Origin of the sequence: Micromonospora cremea (genome assembly GCF_900143515.1) — a bacterium.
Lineage (GTDB): Bacteria > Actinomycetota > Actinomycetes > Mycobacteriales > Micromonosporaceae > Micromonospora > Micromonospora cremea.
Genome location: NZ_FSQT01000001.1, coordinates 2672384 through 2687968, shown reverse-complemented (window position 1 = coordinate 2687968; position 15585 = coordinate 2672384). Strand labels below are relative to the sequence as shown.

Here is a 15585-nt window from a genome sequence, read left to right as displayed (position 1 = left end):
TCAGCCCTGGGATGGATCGAGCTGTTTCTCGAACCAGTGGTGGGCGAAGTGCTCGGTGTTGTACGGCTCGATCTCCCGGTACCCGGCCGAGTGGTACATCGCGATCGCCTCGGTGAGGTTCCGGTTCGTGTCCAGCCGCACCCTGGTCCAGCCTCGCTCGGCCGCGTACCGCTCCAGGTCGCCGAGTATCCGCCGGCCCATGCCGAGCCCCCGCACGGTGTCTGCCACCCAGACCCGCTTGATCTCGGCAGGTGCGTCGGGATGCAGTTTGACCGCGCCGCAGCCGACGGGCTCGGAGTTGAGGGTGGCCAGCAGGAACACACCGGCGGGCGGGACGAGCTCCTCGTCGTGGACAGGGTTGCTCAGTGCCGGGTCGAACCCGTCGTCGAAGCGCCGGGCGATGTCCCGGGCGTAGGCGCGCAGGCATGCCCGGGCGCGCGGATCGCTGGGCGGGCAGGGCTCGACGACCACCATCGACGCGATGAGCAGCCGCTCGACCTGGGCCATCGCCGCGACGAGCTGGTCGCGGCGTTGCCCGGACAGCGGTGCGAGGATCGACCAGGCGAACTCGTCGGAGCGCTCGTCGAGCGTGGCCCACTCCGCCCGCCCAGCTTCGGTGAGCGCCGCCACCCGTACGCGTGCGTCGCCGCCGACCTGCTCGGCCGGCCCGACCGTGACGAGCCCGTCGCCTTGCAGGGTGCGCAGCAGCCGGCTGAGGTAGCCCGAGTCCAGACCGAGTCGGGCCCGTAGCGCCGCGACCTCGGCGCCGTCCGGACCGATCTCCCACAGCAGTCGCGCCTGCGCCAGGGGGCGTCCGGAGGTCATGTACTCGTCGTCGAGTGCGCCGACGCGCTGGGTCACCGTCCGGTTGAAACGCCGCACCGCGGCGACGAGTTCAGATTTCACTTAGCTGACTTTAGTCAGGTATTCGGGTCGCTGCCAAGTCTCCGGCGTCGACACCGCGGCCCCGGGCAGGACTTGGTCCCGGGGCACGCCAGACCCGGGGTGTGAGCCGGCGACCAGTGGGTAGGGACAGGAGCCACGACGGCCGCTCGGCGAGACGCTGCCGGGTGTCTGATGGGGGGCGACCGTCCATTCGTGGCCCCGACCTGCTGGCGCGTGCCGGCTGACAAGGACTGTTTGGCGATGACACAGCCGACCGTGGATCCCGCCGACGCCCTGGCCGAGCTGGGCCGGATCAGGCTCGACGAGACCAGCCTCGATGAGATGCTGCGCCGGATCGCCGAGCTGGCCAACCGAAGCGTTCCCGGGACCAGGGACGTCTCTGTCACTCTGGTCCGGGGCCGGGCCAACTGGACCGCCGCGTTCACCGGTGACGTGGCCTGTCAACTGGACGAGTGGCAGTACGAGCAGCACCGGGGGCCGTGCCTGGATGCCTCCGCCAGCGGGGACAGCATCTCGGTGCCGGAGATGGCCGCTGAGCAGCGGTGGCCGGAATGGGCGGCCAGGGCTCGTGCCGTCGGGGTCGAAAGTTCGCTGTCGATCGGGCTACCGATCCAGGGGTCGGTGGTGGGTACGCTCAACGTCCACGGCGCCGCGGCGAACGCCTTCGATCCGGCGGCCATCGCCATCGCCGAGCGCTTCGCCGCGTACGCGGCGGTGGCGCTGGCCAACGCGCACCTGTACGACAGCGCCGCCACGCTGGCCGAGCAGATGCGGGAGGCGATGCGGGGCCGGGCGGTGATCGAGCAGGCCAAGGGAATCATCATCGGGGAGCGACGCTGCTCGCCGGAGGAGGCGTTCGCGCTGCTGTCGAAGATCTCTCAGGACACCAACCGCAAGGTTCGTGATGTCGCTAAGGCCCTCGTCAACCAGGCAGTTCGGAGAACTCGGGCGTGAGCACCAGGCCAGCCGATCAAGGAGATGGATTGTCCTCGCCCCAGCCGGACCCCGAGCTGAGGGAGGCACTGCTCGTCCTCGCCGGGCTGCCCGACGACTCTCCGGCACTGCCGGGGCAGCTGAGCACGATCGTCCGGCTGAGCGCGGAGGTGGTGGATCCGGTCGACTTCGCCTCGATCACCGTGTTCGCCGTGGAGGGCCACCGCACCCACGCGTCCAGCAATGAGGTGGCCGAGGCCGTCGACTTGGCCCAGTACGCGGAGGACGCCGGCCCCTGCCTGCTGGCGCTGCATTCCGGCGAGACGGTCGGCGTACCCGACATTGGCGGCGTGGTGGTCTGGCCCGGCTTTCGGGACGTGGCCTGGCGGTACGGGGTCCGGGCCTCGCTGTCCGTTCCGCTCTTCGCCGGCAGCGGCGTCCTGGTGGCCGCGCTGAACCTCTACGCCCGGGACGCCGCCGGCATGCGGCTGCTGATCCAGCGGGTCCAGTCCTGCTATCTCGCCGGACCGACCCAGGTGCTGCCGCGGATGGACGCCGGCAGCGAGCAGTTTCTCGCGGGGCTCGCGGACGCGCTGCTCAGCCGTGATCTCGTGCAACGGGCGCTCGGCTTGCTGATGGACCGGGACAACATCGCTCTCGGGTCGGCCTACCGGCGGCTGGTCGAGGCGACCGAAGCCGGCGCGCCGGTGACCGGCACGGCGAACGCCATCCTGCGCCAGTACGCGAGCTGACGCGGACGGGCCGCCCGCGGCGACACGCGGGCGGCCCTCCGATCAGCGGGGACGGTCAGACCAGCGGCTTGCCGCCGGTGACGCCGAGTACCTCGCCGGTGATGTAGCTGGATTCCTGCGAGGCGAAGAAGACGTACGCCGGGGCCAGCTCGGCCGGCTGCCCGGCGCGGCCGAGGGGAACGTCCCCGCCGAACGACTCGACCTTCTCCTCCGGCATGGTGGCGGGGATCAGCGGGGTCCAGATCGGGCCGGGCGCGACCGCGTTGACCCGGATGCCCTTGTCCGCGAGGTTCTCGCCGAGGCCCTTCGTGAAGGCGATGATGCCGGCCTTCGTGGTCGCGTAGTCGAGCAGGTCGGGGGACGGCTGGTAGCCCTGGATCGACGCGGTGTTGATGATCGTGGAGCCGGGCTTCATGTGGGGGACAGCGGCCTTGGAGAGCCAGAACATCGCGTACAGGTTGGTCTTGAGCACGCGGTCGAACTGCTCGGTGGTGATGTCGGTGATGCCACCGGACCGGGACATCTGGTAGGCCGCGTTGTTGACCAGGATGTCCAGTCCGCCGAGGTCGCTGACCGCGCGGGAGATGATGTCCTCGCAGTGCGACTCGTCGCGGATGTCGCCGGCGACGGTGACCGCCCTGCCTCCGGCCTTCTCGATCAGCTGCGCGGTCTGTCGGGCGTCGTCCTCCTCCTCGGGCAGGTACGTGATGAGCACGTCGGCGCCCTCGCGGGCGAAGGCGATGGCGACCGCCCGGCCGATGCCGGAGTCGCCACCGGTGATGACCGCCCGCTTGCCGGTCAGCCGACCGCTGCCCTGATAGCTCTCCTCACCGTGGTCCGGCTCGTCCGGCATCTCCCGGGTGGTGCCGGGCGCCGGCTGTTGGCCGCCGGTCTGCTCGTCCGGCCCGCGGTACTGCTCCTTGGGGTCCTGCTCCTGATACTGGTTGCCGCTCACGGTCCTGTCCCTTCTCATGTTCTTCCGCGGGACCGCCCCGGATGCACCTGTCCGAGGGCTCCAGTGGGATCCCCCTGTGATCCAGCGGATTGAACATGCGCCTGCCTCGTCCGGGGATCTGCGCCGTACCCACCCGTTCGGACGGAAAACGTGCGCGCCCGATGTCGCGGCTGGGCGCACGGTTCAGCGCGACCGGCGGCACGGGCGCGGCAGCGGAACCGGCCGTCACCCGGACGGAGGTCGGGTGCCGGTGGCAGGGTGGGCGCGGCGGCTACCCACCTACGGCGGCGGCTCCGGTACGCAGCCCGAGACGGTCCACTGCGGCCGACACGAGCTGCTCCGGAGGCAGCGAGACGTCGAGCACCAGACCCGATGGCTCGCCCGGCTCGAACCGCTCCAGGATGGCCAGCTGCGAGTCCAGGAGGCTCGCCGGCATGTAGTGCCCCGCGCGTCGGGCCATCCGCTCCCGGATGACCTCGGCCGTCCCGTCCAGGTGGACGAAGTCCACGCTCGGGGGGCCCTGCCGGAGCACGTCCCGGTAGGACCGCTTCAACGCCGAGCAGGCCAGCACCGTCGACACGCCCTCGGCGTCACGGGTGGCCATCCAGTCGGCGAGGGCGCGGAGCCAGGGCCAGCGGGCGGCGTCGTCGAGGGGTACCCCGGAGCGCATCCTCGCCACGTTGGCCTCGGAGTGGAACTCGTCGGCCTCGGCGAAGGTCAGGCCGGCGAGGTCGCTGATTCCTCTCGCCACTGTCGTCTTGCCCGCACCGGACACCCCCATCACGACGACGTGCCGGGGCGGCTGCCGGCGGCCGGGCCCGGCGCCGGCACCCTGCTCACCAGTCATGGACGGTTCCGTCCTTGAGCCGGTTGAACGGCAGGTAGGCCGGCACGTACGGGAACCGCTCGGCGGCCTCCTCGTCGAGTTCCACGCCCAGGCCCGGCTGCTCGCCCGGGTGGAGGTAGCCGTCGGCGAACGTGAAGGACTGCCGGAACACCTCGTCGGTCAGGGCGCCGTGCTGCATGTACTCCTGGATGCCGAAGTTGTGGATGGCCAGGTCGAGGTGCAGGGCGGCGGCCATGCCGACCGGTGAGATGTCGGTCGGGCCGTGGATACCGGACTTGATCTGGTACTGCGCGGCGAAGTCGAGCAGCTTGCGCATCGCAGTGATGCCGCCGGTGTGGGTGACGGCGGACCGGACGTAGTCGATCAACTGTTCGCGGATGAGCGTCTGGTAGTCCCACACGGTGTTGAAGACCTCGCCGATCGCCAGCGGCGTGGTCGTGTGGTGGCGGACCAGGCGCAGGGCCTCCTGGTTCTCGGCGGGAGTGCAGTCCTCGAGCCAGAACAGGTCGTACGGCTCGAGGTCCTTGCCGAGCCGGGCGGCCTGGATCGGGGTCATCCGGTGGTGACCGTCGTGCAGCAGCGGAAGCTCGGCCCCGAACTCGTTGCGTACCGCCTCAAAGACGCCAGGCAGGTGACGCATGTAGGAGCGAGTGTCCCAGTCCTCCTCGGCCGGCAGCGGCGTGCGCTGCGCCGGTTCGTAGTCGTACCGCTTGCCGTCGGCACTGGTCTGGGCGGCGACCCCGTAGACGGCGTTGATGCCCGGGACGGACGTCTGGACCCGGATCGATCGGAACCCGAGTTCGAGATGGTGGCGGATCGAGTCGAACAGCTCCGGGATGTCCCGCCCCGAGGCGTGGCCGTACGCCATGATGCCGGTCCGCGACGCGCCGCCCAGCAGCTGGTAGAGCGGCATGCCGGCGGCCTTGGCCTTGATGTCCCAGAGCGCGACGTCCACGGCCGCGATCGCCGCCATGGTCACCGGACCACGCCGCCAGTACGCGGAGCGGTACAGGAACTGCCAGGTGTCCTCGATGCGGTGCGGATCGCGCCCGATCAACAGCGGGACGACATGGTCGCGCAGGTACGAGGCGACCGACAGTTCCCGCCCGTTGAGGGTGCCGTCGCCCAGGCCGGTGACCCCGTCGTCAGTGGTGATCTTCAGGGTGACGAAGTTGCGGTCCGGGCTGGAGACGATGACGTCCGCTGCGACGATTCTCACGGGGTGCCTTTCTCAGGTGCCGCGCTGGGCGGATTTAGCGAATGGTGCTTCCGGTCTCGTGTCCGTCCAGAAGGGACAGCTCGGCGCGGCGGGGCAGGCCCTCCCAGTCGCCGTGGCCGGCGACGGCGAAGGCGCCCACGGTGACCGCGCGGCGCAGGCGGCCGTCGAGGTCGAGTCCGTCGAGATGCCCGGAGAGGTAGCCGGCGCTGAAGGCGTCACCGGCCCCGACCGTGTCCACCGCGGTCACCGGCACCGCCGCGACGTGTCGGACGCCCTGGCGGGTGTGTGCCCGGGCGCCGTCGGCGCCGAGCTTGACCAGGACGGTCCGCACGCCGCGCGTCAGCAGGCGCGCGACGACGGTGGACTCGTCCGCCCCGGGCTCGTCGACGAGGTCCAGCTCGTCGGCGGAGGCGATGACCAGCGAGGCGTACGCGGTCAGCGGGGTGAGCGTCGCGCGGGCCGCCTCCCGGGTCCAGAGCCGGGCCCGGTAGTTGACGTCGAGGCAGACCAGCGTTCCGGACCGGGAGGCGGCCTCGGCCGCCCAGGTGGCGGCGTCGCGGGCGCTGCCGGACAGCGCCGGGGTGATCCCGGTCAGATGCAGCACGCGGGCACCCTCGGCGATCGGTGTGCGCACGTCCTCGACGCTCAGGGCGGACCCGGCGGAGCCTGTCCGGTGGTACCGCACCCGGGTCACGTCGGCGGTGCGCCGCTCCAGGAACATCAGCCCGGCCGGCCGGGCGGGATCGGTGGTCACGCCGTCGACGCGTACGCCTTCGGCGCGCAGTTGCCGCAGCACGTACTCGCCCAGCTCGTCGTCGCTGACCCGACCGACCCAGGCGGCCCGGTGGCCGAGCCGGGCCAGACCGATCGCGACGTTCGACTCCGCGCCGGCCAGGTGCATGGTCAGGGCGCCCCCGAGCGCCAGCGGTCCGGCCGACCGCAGCGACACCAGTGACTCGCCGAAGGTGAGCAGGTCGACCGCGGTCATGAGACCGGCCGGTCGGTCGCCGCCGCCAGGTAGGCGCGCGCCCGGACGCGCAGCGCGTCGAGGTCGCCGCCGGACGCGGCGTCGCCCACCAGCGGGCCGCCGACGCCGACGGCGATGGCCCCGGCAGCCAGGTAGGCGGGCATCTCGGCCAGGCCCACCCCACCGACCGCGACGAGGGGAAGCTCCGGGAACGGGTCGCGCAGCGCCCGGAGGTACGCCGGCCCGCCGAGCGAGGCGGGGAAGAGCTTCACCGCGGACGCCCCCATCCGGACCGCGGTGTACGCCTCGGTCGGTGTGAGCGCCCCGGCGGCGACCGGTAGCCCGCGGCGAACGGCCTCGGGGATCGACTCGACGACCGCCGGGGTGACGACGAAGTGCGCTCCGGCGGCGGCCACGTCGGCGACGTCGGCGGCGGTGAGCACCGTTCCCGCGCCGATCAGCGCTCCGACGGGCGCGGCCGCCCGGATGGCCTCGATGGCGCGCAACGCTCCCGGCGTGGTGAGGGCCACCTCGACGATGCGTACGCCCTCCTGGAGCAGCGCCACGCCGGTGGCGATCGCGGCGGCCGTGTCGGTGCCGCGGATGATCCCCAGTACGCGGGCCGCGGCGAGTTCGCCGGTCAGGTCGAGGGTCATGCTCACCATTCCGCGTAGGAGCCGTCGGGGTGCCGGAAGGTGGGGCTGCGCCACACGTGCCCGCGCTTGTCCGCTGCCCGTACCGCCTGCTCGTCGATCTCGATGCCGAGCCCCGGCGCGGTGAGCCGCTCGATGTGCCCGTCGACGAAGAGCAGCGGCGTGGTCTCCACGACGTAGTCGAGCACCTCGGCGCCGAGGTTGTAGTGGATGCCGATGCTCTGTTCCTGGATCAGGTAGTTGGGTGTGGCGAAGCCGATCTGCAGGCACGCCGCGAGGGCGATCGGCCCGAGCGGGCAGTGCGGGGCGAGTTGCACGTCGTAGACCTCGGCGAGCGCGGCGATCCGGCGTACCTCGGAGATCCCGCCGGCGTGCGAGAGGTCCGGCTGGGCGACCGCGATGCCGGCCTGGAAGACGGGCAGGAACTCCTGCCGGCTGTAGAGCCGCTCTCCGGTCGACACGGGCGTGGTCGTGGACCGCACGAAGTCGCCGATGAGGTGGGAGTTCTCCGGTACGACCGGCTCTTCGAGAAAGAGCGGCCGGTACGGCTCGAGCAGCGGGGCGACGCGGCGGGCGTTGGCGAGGGTGAACCGGCCGTGGAAGTCGACGGCGACGTCACGCTCGTCGCCCAGCACCTCCCGGGCGGCGGCGACCCGCTGGACCACCCCGTCCAGCTCCGCGACCGACGCGATCGGGCTCATCCGCCCCGAGGCGTTCATCTTGACGGCGGTCAGCCCGGCCGCCACCTGCGCCGCGATGTGGTCGCGGACCTCGCTGGGCTCGTCGCCGCCGACCCAGCCGTAGACCCGGATCCGGTCCCGGACCGGGCCGCCGAGCAGTTGGTGCACCGGCGCCCCGTACCGCTTGCCGGCGATGTCCCACAGCGCCTGGTCCAGGCCGGACACGGCGCTGGCCAGGATCGGGCCGCCCCGGTAGAAGGAGCCCTTCGTCATGGTCTGCCAGTGGTCCTCGATCCGTAGCGCGTCGCGGCCGATCAGGAGCTCGCTGAGCTGCTCCACGGCGGTGCGGACGGTTTCGGAGCGGCCCTCGCAGGTCGCCTCGCCCCAGCCGACGATCCCGGATTCGGTCTCGACGCGGACGAAGAGCCAGCGGGGGGCGACCAGGAAGGTCTCGACCCGAGCGATTGTCGTCACGGTGTCCTCAGCCCTTCGTCGCGCCGGCGGTGAGGCCGGAGACGACGTACTTCTGCACGAACAGGGCGATCAACATGATCGGCAGCGTGACGACGCTGGCCGCCGCCATGAGGCCGCCCCAGTCGATGCTGGCGTAGCCGACGAAGTCGAAGATCGCGACGGGCAGGGTCTTGGTGTCGGCCCCGGAGAGCACGAGGGCGAACATGAAGTTGTTCCAGGAGAAGATGAAGGACAGGATGCCGGCGGTGGCCACGCCCGGTATCGACAGCGGCAGCGTGATCCGGCGGAACGCGCCGATGTGGGTCAACCCGTCGACGAGCGCCGCCTCCTCGAGCTCGATGGGGAGGCTGTCGAAGTAGCCCATCATGATGTAGACCACCAGCGGCAGCGACACGAACATGTGGCTGAGGATGAGCACGCTGAAGCCGCCGACCATCTTCAGGTTCGAGAAGACGTAGTACCAGGGCACCAGCAGGGAGACGCCGGGGATGACCCGCGCCATCAGCACCACGAGGGCGGACTTGCGCATGTTGAAGCGGCTCATGGAGTACGCCGCCGGCACGCCCAGGACGATGGAGAGCACGGTGGCCGCGAAGGCCACCCAGAGGCTGTTGCCGATGAACTGGGCGTAGTTGGCCTGCTCCAGGACGTTCGCGTAGTTGTCCAGGGTGGGCGAGAAGGCGAGCGCCTTGCCCGTGTCGTAGATGTCGACGTTCGTCTTGAACGACGCGGCGACCATCCAGATCAGCGGTGCGAGCAGCGCGATCACCACGACGGCGAGCGCCACCACGCGGAACACCCGGTAGGCGGGGCGGGACTTCATCGCTGCGCCTCCTTCCTACGCGACGTCAGGGCCCACATCGATCCGATGATGATCAGGAAGAAGACGATGAGAACCGTCGATGAGATGCCGTACTCGTTGTAGTCGAAGCTCAAGCCGTAGGCGTACACGTTGAGCGTCTCGACCTCGTGGAAGGAGCCGCCGCCGCGGCCCTTGGTGGCGTAGAGGATGTCGAAGGTCTTCAGCGCGTCGATGCCGCGCAGCAGGATCGCGACGATCACGGTCGGCATCACCAGCGGCAGGGTGACGTGCCGGAACCGCTGCCAGGTGCTGGCGCCGTCGATGCGCGCCGCCTCCTGGGGCTCGTCGGAGAGCGAGGTCAGGCCGGCGAGCAGGATCAGCACCACCATCGGGGTCCACTGCCAGACGTCGATGAAGATCGTCGTGGGCAGCGCCGAGTGCTGGCCGGCCAGCCACGGTTGAGGGCCGATGCCGATCCAGCCGAGGACCTGGTTCGCAAGCCCGATGTTCGGGTCGAAGATGAGCCGCCACATCATGCCGACCGCGACCGGGGTGGCGACCAACGGCATCAGGATGGCGACCCGGACCCATTTCTGACCCCGGAACGGTCGCCACAGCAGCAGCGCGATCGCCATGCCGAGGACGACCTCGAACAGCAGCGCGACCACGGTGAACGCGGCGGTTCGGCCGACGGCGGGCCAGAACCGGTCGGTGTCCGAGAGCACCTCGACGTAGTTCTGGAAGCCCACGAACTCGGATTCCGCCCGGACCGAGCCTTCGGCGTCGGTGAGGCTGAGGTATCCGGTCCAGGCCAGCGGAAAGACGATCAGCGCGGCGACGAAGATCATGGCCGGCGCCGCGAAGAGCCACTTGCGGTGGTCGTTGGCCCAGCGTGCCCACGCCGGCGTGTCCGGCGTCTCCGAGGCTCTGCGGGGCGATCGGGTGGGGGTGGTCACTGCTGCCATGAGATCTCCGGGGTGGGCGGACCGGGCGGGGGTGGCGGGGCCGGACGGCTCCGCCACCCCCGCGCCAGGCTTACTTGGCCTCGTCGTCCAGGAACTTCTGGAACGCCTCGTTGGCGGTGTCGGCCGCCGCCGCCGCGTCCTTGCCGGCGATGGCGTCGACGATCGGCTGGCCGACGATCTCGCGGGCCTGGGCGACCTTGTTGACCAGCGGCCGGTCGTGACCCACGCCGTCCTTGGTGCTGGCCGCGATGGCCTCGACGAGGTCCTTCGGGTACGTGGCCGTGCCCTCCGGGTTGGCCCAGACCGAGGTACGCGCGCCCGGCACGCCGGACTTCTGCTGCGCGAGCGTCTGCTCCTTGCTGGTCGCCCACTCGACGAACTTCCAGGCGTTGCTCTGGTTCTCCGAGTTGTCGTTGATGCCCAGCGCCCAGGAGGGGATGTTGTAGGGCTTCGAACCGGCGGGGCCGGCCGGGAAGGGCGCGAAGCCGACAGTCTCGGAGACCTTCGACTTGGCCGGGTCGGTGGCGTTCTTGTAGAGCGAGTTGGCCTCGGTGTAGAACGCCGCCTTGCCCTGGGTGAAGATGGCCATCGCCTCGGGCCAGCTCATGTCGGTGCTGACGTTCGCCGGGCCGTGGTCCTTGAGGAGCCCGCCGTAGTAGGCGTACGCCTGCTTGGCCTGCTCGCTGTTGACGGCGGCCTTGCCGCTGCTGTCGACGAAGTCACCGCCGAAGCTGTAGAGGAAGCTGGAGAACTGGGTGACCGCCGGCGACTTGCCGGTACGCGCCACGAAGCCCGCGACGCTCGGGTCGGCGGCCTTGATCTTGGCGGCGGCCGCCTTGAGCTCGTCGAGCGTCTTCGGCGGGGCGGTCAGACCGGCCTTGCCCAGCAGGTCCTTGCGGTAGTAGAGGACCTCCTGCTCGGTGATGATCGGGACACCGACCGCCTTGCCCTCGTACGAGGTGGCGTCCACCGGGCCGGCCTGGAAGTCGCTGACGTCCCAGTCCTTGTTGGACTTCACCTCGTCGGACAGGTCGGCGAGGTACTTGTTCTTGGCGAACAGCTTCCCCTCCTGCAGGGGGCGGTACATCATCACGTCGATGTCGCTGGAGCCGGCGTTGAGCTTCACGTTGTACTGGTCGGAGAGCTGGTCCTCGCCGAGCTGCGTGATCTCGACCTTCAGGCCGGTCTGCTTCTCGAACTCGGGCAGGGCCTGCTTGATGTTCTCCGTCCACACGTGATTGGCCAGGGTCACCCGCACGGTCTTCGACGAGGCGCTGTCGTCCCCGCCGCCGCCGCACGCAGACAGGCCCATGGCGGCAACCACGGCCAGAGAAGTTCCCAATATCGATCGACGCCGCACGTCCATCTCTCCTTCTGTCGTGGTCGTCGCTTCGGGGGTAGAGCGCGACCTCGCTGTTAACGTCCGCTTAACGTCCGGATGCTAGGCCGACAAAGCGGATTTATTCAAGGGGTGATCTTCAACTGATATGCTCCAACGTGTGGACCGGTCCTCATCAGGGGTTGCAGCCGTCCAAAAGAAGGCCCCTGCCGAGGCCGGGCTGCACGCACAAGTTCTCGACCACCTCGGCACCGCCATCTGCGGCGGCCAGCTGACGCCGGGCTCCGTCCTCAACATCGACGAGCTGGTCGACCGGTACGGCGTGTCCCGCTCGGTCGTCCGCGAGGTCCTGCGGGTGCTCGCCGCCATGGGGTTCATCGAGACCCGCCGCCGGGTCGGGGTGATGATCCGGCCGACACGCGACTGGAACGTCTTCGACCCGCAGGTGATCCGTTGGCGCCTGGCCTCGGACGGCCGGATGGCGCAGATGCGCTCGATCACCGAACTACGGACGGCCGTCGAGCCGCACGCCGCCTGGCTGGCCGCCCGCCGGGTCGACCACGACGAGGCCAGCGACCTCGTCGGTTTGGCGGCCAAGATGTGGGCCGCCGGGAAGGCCGGGGACGAGGAGCGTTTCCTCGACCTCGACATCGAGTTCCACCGGCGGGTGCTGGCCGCCTCGGGCAACGAGATGTTCGTCAAGCTGCAGGACCTGGTGGCGGAGGTGCTCACCGGCCGCCACCACTACGACCTGATGCCGCACTACCCGCACGAGCAGGCACTTCAACTGCACGCCGACGTGGCGCAGGCGATCCAGCGCCGCGACGGCGACCGCGCCCAGGCCGCCATGGTCCAGATCATGGAGCAGGCGTTCGGCGAGATGAAGTCGATGTGGGAGCAGACCGGCGAACCAGGCCAGGGCTGAGCGGCGTTCAGCGGGAACCGACGCGATCGGCCCGGCCCGGTCAGATCGGTGGCTTCAGCCGACCTCGGCCGCAAACACCGACTGCGACGCGGGGGCCACGAGCTGATCCCCGAGCGGGCTGCGGCGGTACAGCACGTGCCGTCCGTCGCGCGTGCGGCTGACCAGGCCTGTCGCGTGCAGCACCCGCAGGTGCTGCGAAACGGCGCTGGGCGTCACGGTGAGCCGGCGAGCGATCTCCACCGTCGGCAGCGGCTCGTCGAGGAGGCCCAGCAGTCGAGTTCTGGGCGCGCCGAGAAGCGACGTGAGGGCGGCCCCGTCGGCGGTCGGCGTCGGGGCCCACAGCGTCGCTACGCCACGGCAGGGGTATGCCAGCAGTGGTGGTTGCTCCGGACTGACCGGTGGGGCGGGCTTGTGGGCGAACACCGATGGCAGCAGCAGCAGTCCTCGGCCGGACACCAGGACCCGGTGCCTGCCGATCATCTTGTCGATGTGCAGCACGCCGTCGTGCCACCGCAGGTTCGGGTGCATGTCGGCGAAGAGCAGGCGCGCGCCGCCTAGGGCCAGCTGCCGGGCGCGGTAGGTCATGTCGGCTTCGAGTACGAGTCGCATCTGTGGCCAGGTCGGCTTGATCGCTACGTCCCAGTAGCGCTGCAGAGCAGCACAGACGGCATCGCGAAGCGCGAGGGCAGGAGCGTCGTCGTCTGCGGCGATCTCCCGCAGGACGTCGGGGAGCCGGCCACGCGGGTACGCGGCCAACACGTCGCGGCGGACGATGCCCGGAGGCGTCCGGCGTACGGTGGTCAGCTCTTCCTCGAATGTCGCGGCGAACCTCGTCGGCCGCGGCGTCAGGAAATCCGGAAGGGCGCGGTCCGGCCCGACCAGGGCCGTCAACAGCTCAGTGTCGAGGGCGTCGAGCCTGCCCAGAACCGATCTTCGCCACGGTAGGTGCAGCGCGTAGAGGCCGGGCTCGCGCAGTACCCGGAAACTCAGCACGGTCTCGTGGATCGGTGAGATTCCGAATCGGGTGTCCGCGAGGTCCTCGACGCCGAGTACGAAGCTGATCATTAAGCAATATGCTACATCGCTTGGCGGCCGACGGCCCGTGCCATGGACTCTCCGGCATGACACATCAGATCAACACGGCAGATCAGGCCAACCGAGGGTGTACGGCGATCGTCACGGGTGCGGCGCGAGGAATCGGAGCGGCGGTGGCCCGGCGCCTGGCGCGGGACGGCCTCGCGGTCGGGGTGATTGACCTGAGCGAGGAGGACTGCGCCGGCACCGTCGGAGCCATCACCGCCGACGGCGGAACAGCGGCTGCCTTCGCCGCCGACGTCGATGACGAGAACGCCGTGGCCACTGCCGTCACCCGGATCGCCGCAGAGTTGGGACCACCAACGGTGCTGATCAACAACGCTGGCATCGGCGGCCCCAACGCCGGCGTCGAGGAGACGAGCACCCAGCAGTGGGACGCGGTCACGGGAGTCAGTCTGCGGGGCGCCTTCTTCCTCACCCGGGCTGTGACCCCCTACATGACGGCGACCGGCTGGGGACGGATCGTCAACATGTCGAGCATTTCCGCGCTCGGCGATGCCGGCCGCGTCGACTACGCCAGCGCGAAGGCTGGCCTGATCGGCTTCACCAAGTCGCTCGCCCGCCAGCTCGGGCCGCACGGCGTGACCGCCAACGCCATCGCCCCGGGCTTCGTCGTCAGTGACATGACCAGGGTCGCGGCCCGGCGGCGCGGTCGCAGCTTCGAAGAGCATCAGCGGATCGTGGCGCAGTCGATCCCGGTCCGCCGGGTCGGCCAGCCGGAGGACATCGCGTACACCGCGTCGTTCCTCGTGAACCCCGAGGCGGGGTTCGTCACCGGCCAGGTCATCTACGTGGCCGGCGGAGCGGTGGACTGACGTGCCCGACGATTTCCAGGAGGCGGGTGCGGCATGAGCCGCCGGGTGGTCCTGCTGCTGGCCCTCACGTGCGGGGTGGCCGTCGGCAACATCTACTTCCCGCAGACGATCAGCCCGTTGGTCGCGGCCGGCCTGCACGTCAGCCTCGACTCGGCCGCACTGGTCGTCACCGCGACGCAGTTCGGCTACGCTGCCGGGATCTTCCTGCTGGTGCCGCTGGGCGATCGACTCGCGCACCGGCCACTGATCGTCACGCTGCTCGCTCTCACCGGGTTGGGACTGCTCGCCGCGAGCCTCGCTCCCTCGCTGCCGTCGCTCATCGGCACGAGCGCCCTCGTCGGCGTCACGACCGTGGTGGCGCCGATCGTTGGTCCGATGGCGGCCGGCCTCGTAGCCGACGACCAGCGTGGAGCGGTCAGCGGGACGTTGCTGAGCGGCTCGATCGCCGGCATGCTGCTGTCCCGCACTGTCGCAGGGACCGTCGGTGACTGGCTGGGCTGGCGCGGTCCCTACCTGGTAGCCGCGGCGGTCGTGCTGTTCGTCGCTGTGGTGATGGCCCGCGTACTGCCGACCACGCCTCCGCCGTCCGGGCACCGTTATCCGAGGCTGCTGGCCGAACCGCTGCGCTTGCTGCGTACCGAGCCGGACCTGCGCCGTTCCTGCTTCTATCAGGCGACGATATTCGCTGGTTTCTCGGCGGCCTGGACGGGCGTGGCACTGCTGCTGACCGGCCCGACGTACGGCCTGGGCGCACCGGCGGTCGGCATGCTCGCACTGGTCAACGCGGGAACGATGCTCTGCACACCGATCGCCGGACGTCAGGTGGACCGTCGGGGACCGGCCCCGGTGAACCTCGTCTGCATGCTCGTGGTCATCGTCTCGGCCGTCGTCCTCGGGTTCGGCAGCCTCGGCGGGACGACGGGCCTGGCTGCTCTGGTGCTGGGTACGTTGCTGCTCGATGTCGGGATGCAGTCCGGCATGGTCGCCAACCAGGTGCGGAACTACGCCCTGTGCCCGGAGGCGCGAAGCCGACGCAACACCGCCTACATGACGTGCGCCTATCTGGGGGGCGGCGTGGGCTCCTGGCTCGGAGCCCGCGCCTACACCTACCTCGGGTGGCCTGGCGTGTGCCTGTTCCTGGCGCTGCTCGCCGCAGCAGCCCTGGCCCGGCACCTGACACCAGATTCGGATCTCCGGCGTGGTCGAGCGGTTGTCGATGTCGTGGCCGCGCGGGGTGGCAAGGAGGCGTGGAGATGAC

At 70.2% G+C, this 15585-nt stretch carries 16 protein-coding genes; 5 read left to right on the top strand and 11 right to left on the bottom strand.

Annotation, left to right across the window (positions count from 1 at the left end):
• On the bottom strand, positions 1–906 hold the full coding sequence (locus BUS84_RS12305) for a helix-turn-helix domain-containing GNAT family N-acetyltransferase (RefSeq protein ID WP_074311493.1): 906 nt from the start codon (positions 904–906) through the stop codon (positions 1–3).
• Between the two features lie 240 nt (positions 907–1146).
• On the opposite strand from BUS84_RS12305, the gene BUS84_RS12300 reads away from it, so the two are divergent.
• Complete coding sequence (locus BUS84_RS12300) at positions 1147–1860, top strand: ANTAR domain-containing protein (protein ID WP_074311491.1); 714 nt, start codon at positions 1147–1149, stop codon at positions 1858–1860.
• 29 nt (positions 1861–1889) lie between these two features.
• Complete coding sequence (locus tag BUS84_RS12295) at positions 1890–2591, top strand: GAF and ANTAR domain-containing protein (RefSeq protein ID WP_074311489.1); 702 nt, start codon at positions 1890–1892, stop codon at positions 2589–2591.
• Between the two features lie 55 nt (positions 2592–2646).
• On the opposite strand, the gene BUS84_RS12290 is transcribed toward BUS84_RS12295, so the two are convergent.
• The 9 genes from BUS84_RS12290 to BUS84_RS12250 all read right to left on the bottom strand — a co-directional run bounded on the left by BUS84_RS12290 (position 2647) and on the right by BUS84_RS12250 (position 11465).
• Complete coding sequence (locus BUS84_RS12290) at positions 2647–3546, bottom strand: SDR family oxidoreductase (RefSeq protein WP_074311487.1); 900 nt, start codon at positions 3544–3546, stop codon at positions 2647–2649.
• Between the two features lie 271 nt (positions 3547–3817).
• A complete protein-coding gene (locus tag BUS84_RS12285; RefSeq protein ID WP_074311485.1) occupies positions 3818–4393 on the bottom strand; it encodes a gluconokinase in 576 nt (191 codons plus the stop codon).
• Positions 4383–5612, bottom strand: coding sequence for a D-mannonate dehydratase ManD (manD, locus tag BUS84_RS12280; protein ID WP_074311483.1), 1230 nt, complete (start codon positions 5610–5612; stop codon positions 4383–4385). Before manD ends, BUS84_RS12285 begins: the two co-directional genes overlap by 11 nt.
• Positions 5613–5646: 34 nt before the next feature.
• On the bottom strand, positions 5647–6600 hold the full coding sequence (locus tag BUS84_RS12275; RefSeq protein ID WP_074311481.1) for a sugar kinase: 954 nt from the start codon (positions 6598–6600) through the stop codon (positions 5647–5649).
• Positions 6597–7235, bottom strand: coding sequence for a bifunctional 4-hydroxy-2-oxoglutarate aldolase/2-dehydro-3-deoxy-phosphogluconate aldolase (locus BUS84_RS12270; protein WP_244298490.1), 639 nt, complete (start codon positions 7233–7235; stop codon positions 6597–6599). Before BUS84_RS12270 ends, BUS84_RS12275 begins: the two co-directional genes overlap by 4 nt.
• Before the next feature lie 2 nt (positions 7236–7237).
• Entirely contained in the window at positions 7238–8386 is a 1149-nt protein-coding gene (dgoD, locus tag BUS84_RS12265; RefSeq protein ID WP_074311477.1) for a galactonate dehydratase, read from the bottom strand.
• A gap of 7 nt (positions 8387–8393) precedes the next feature.
• Positions 8394–9209 carry a carbohydrate ABC transporter permease gene (locus BUS84_RS12260; RefSeq protein ID WP_074311475.1) on the bottom strand — a complete coding sequence of 272 codons (816 nt, stop codon included), beginning with the start codon at positions 9207–9209 and terminating at the stop codon, positions 8394–8396.
• Positions 9206–10153 (bottom strand): carbohydrate ABC transporter permease, encoded by a 948-nt coding sequence (locus tag BUS84_RS12255; protein WP_074312549.1) that lies wholly within the window; start codon positions 10151–10153, stop codon positions 9206–9208. Before BUS84_RS12255 ends, BUS84_RS12260 begins: the two co-directional genes overlap by 4 nt.
• A gap of 70 nt (positions 10154–10223) precedes the next feature.
• Positions 10224–11465 (bottom strand): ABC transporter substrate-binding protein, encoded by a 1242-nt coding sequence (locus BUS84_RS12250; RefSeq protein WP_244298489.1) that lies wholly within the window; start codon positions 11463–11465, stop codon positions 10224–10226.
• Positions 11466–11652: 187 nt separating this feature from the next.
• Here BUS84_RS12250 and BUS84_RS12245 point away from each other — a divergent pair, with 187 nt between their 5' ends.
• Positions 11653–12417: a FadR/GntR family transcriptional regulator gene (locus tag BUS84_RS12245; RefSeq protein ID WP_244298488.1), complete on the top strand. Its 765-nt coding sequence runs from the start codon at positions 11653–11655 to the stop codon at positions 12415–12417.
• A 54-nt stretch (positions 12418–12471) separates the two neighbouring features.
• On the opposite strand, the gene BUS84_RS12240 is transcribed toward BUS84_RS12245, so the two are convergent.
• On the bottom strand, positions 12472–13482 hold the full coding sequence (locus BUS84_RS12240) for an ArsR/SmtB family transcription factor (protein WP_074311471.1): 1011 nt from the start codon (positions 13480–13482) through the stop codon (positions 12472–12474).
• A 56-nt stretch (positions 13483–13538) separates the two neighbouring features.
• Between BUS84_RS12240 and BUS84_RS12235 the strand changes: the two genes are divergently transcribed.
• Both BUS84_RS12235 and BUS84_RS12230 read left to right on the top strand, forming a co-directional pair.
• Positions 13539–14327, top strand: a complete 789-nt coding sequence (locus BUS84_RS12235; protein WP_074311469.1) for an SDR family oxidoreductase — start codon at positions 13539–13541, stop codon at positions 14325–14327.
• Between the two features lie 33 nt (positions 14328–14360).
• Positions 14361–15584 (top strand): MFS transporter, encoded by a 1224-nt coding sequence (locus tag BUS84_RS12230; RefSeq protein WP_074311467.1) that lies wholly within the window; start codon positions 14361–14363, stop codon positions 15582–15584.
• Position 15585: the final 1 nt, after the last annotated feature.

What these genes read in the sequence shown, in the direction of transcription:
- BUS84_RS12300 (WP_074311491.1), top strand. Translation starts at nt 1,147, where the DNA reads ATGACACAGCCGACCGTGGATCCCGCCGACGCCCTGGCCGAGCTGGGC.
- BUS84_RS12230 (WP_074311467.1), top strand. Translation starts at nt 14,361, where the DNA reads ATGAGCCGCCGGGTGGTCCTGCTGCTGGCCCTCACGTGCGGGGTGGCC.
- BUS84_RS12255 (WP_074312549.1), bottom strand. Translation starts at nt 10,153, where the DNA reads ATGGCAGCAGTGACCACCCCCACCCGATCGCCCCGCAGAGCCTCGGAG.
- BUS84_RS12275 (WP_074311481.1), bottom strand. Translation starts at nt 6,600, where the DNA reads ATGACCGCGGTCGACCTGCTCACCTTCGGCGAGTCACTGGTGTCGCTG.
- BUS84_RS12285 (WP_074311485.1), bottom strand. Translation starts at nt 4,393, where the DNA reads ATGACTGGTGAGCAGGGTGCCGGCGCCGGGCCCGGCCGCCGGCAGCCG.
- BUS84_RS12270 (WP_244298490.1), bottom strand. Translation starts at nt 7,235, where the DNA reads ATGACCCTCGACCTGACCGGCGAACTCGCCGCGGCCCGCGTACTGGGG.
- BUS84_RS12250 (WP_244298489.1), bottom strand. Translation starts at nt 11,465, where the DNA reads ATGGGCCTGTCTGCGTGCGGCGGCGGCGGGGACGACAGCGCCTCGTCG.
- BUS84_RS12235 (WP_074311469.1), top strand. Translation starts at nt 13,539, where the DNA reads ATGACACATCAGATCAACACGGCAGATCAGGCCAACCGAGGGTGTACG.
- BUS84_RS12240 (WP_074311471.1), bottom strand. Translation starts at nt 13,482, where the DNA reads ATGATCAGCTTCGTACTCGGCGTCGAGGACCTCGCGGACACCCGATTC.
- BUS84_RS12260 (WP_074311475.1), bottom strand. Translation starts at nt 9,209, where the DNA reads ATGAAGTCCCGCCCCGCCTACCGGGTGTTCCGCGTGGTGGCGCTCGCC.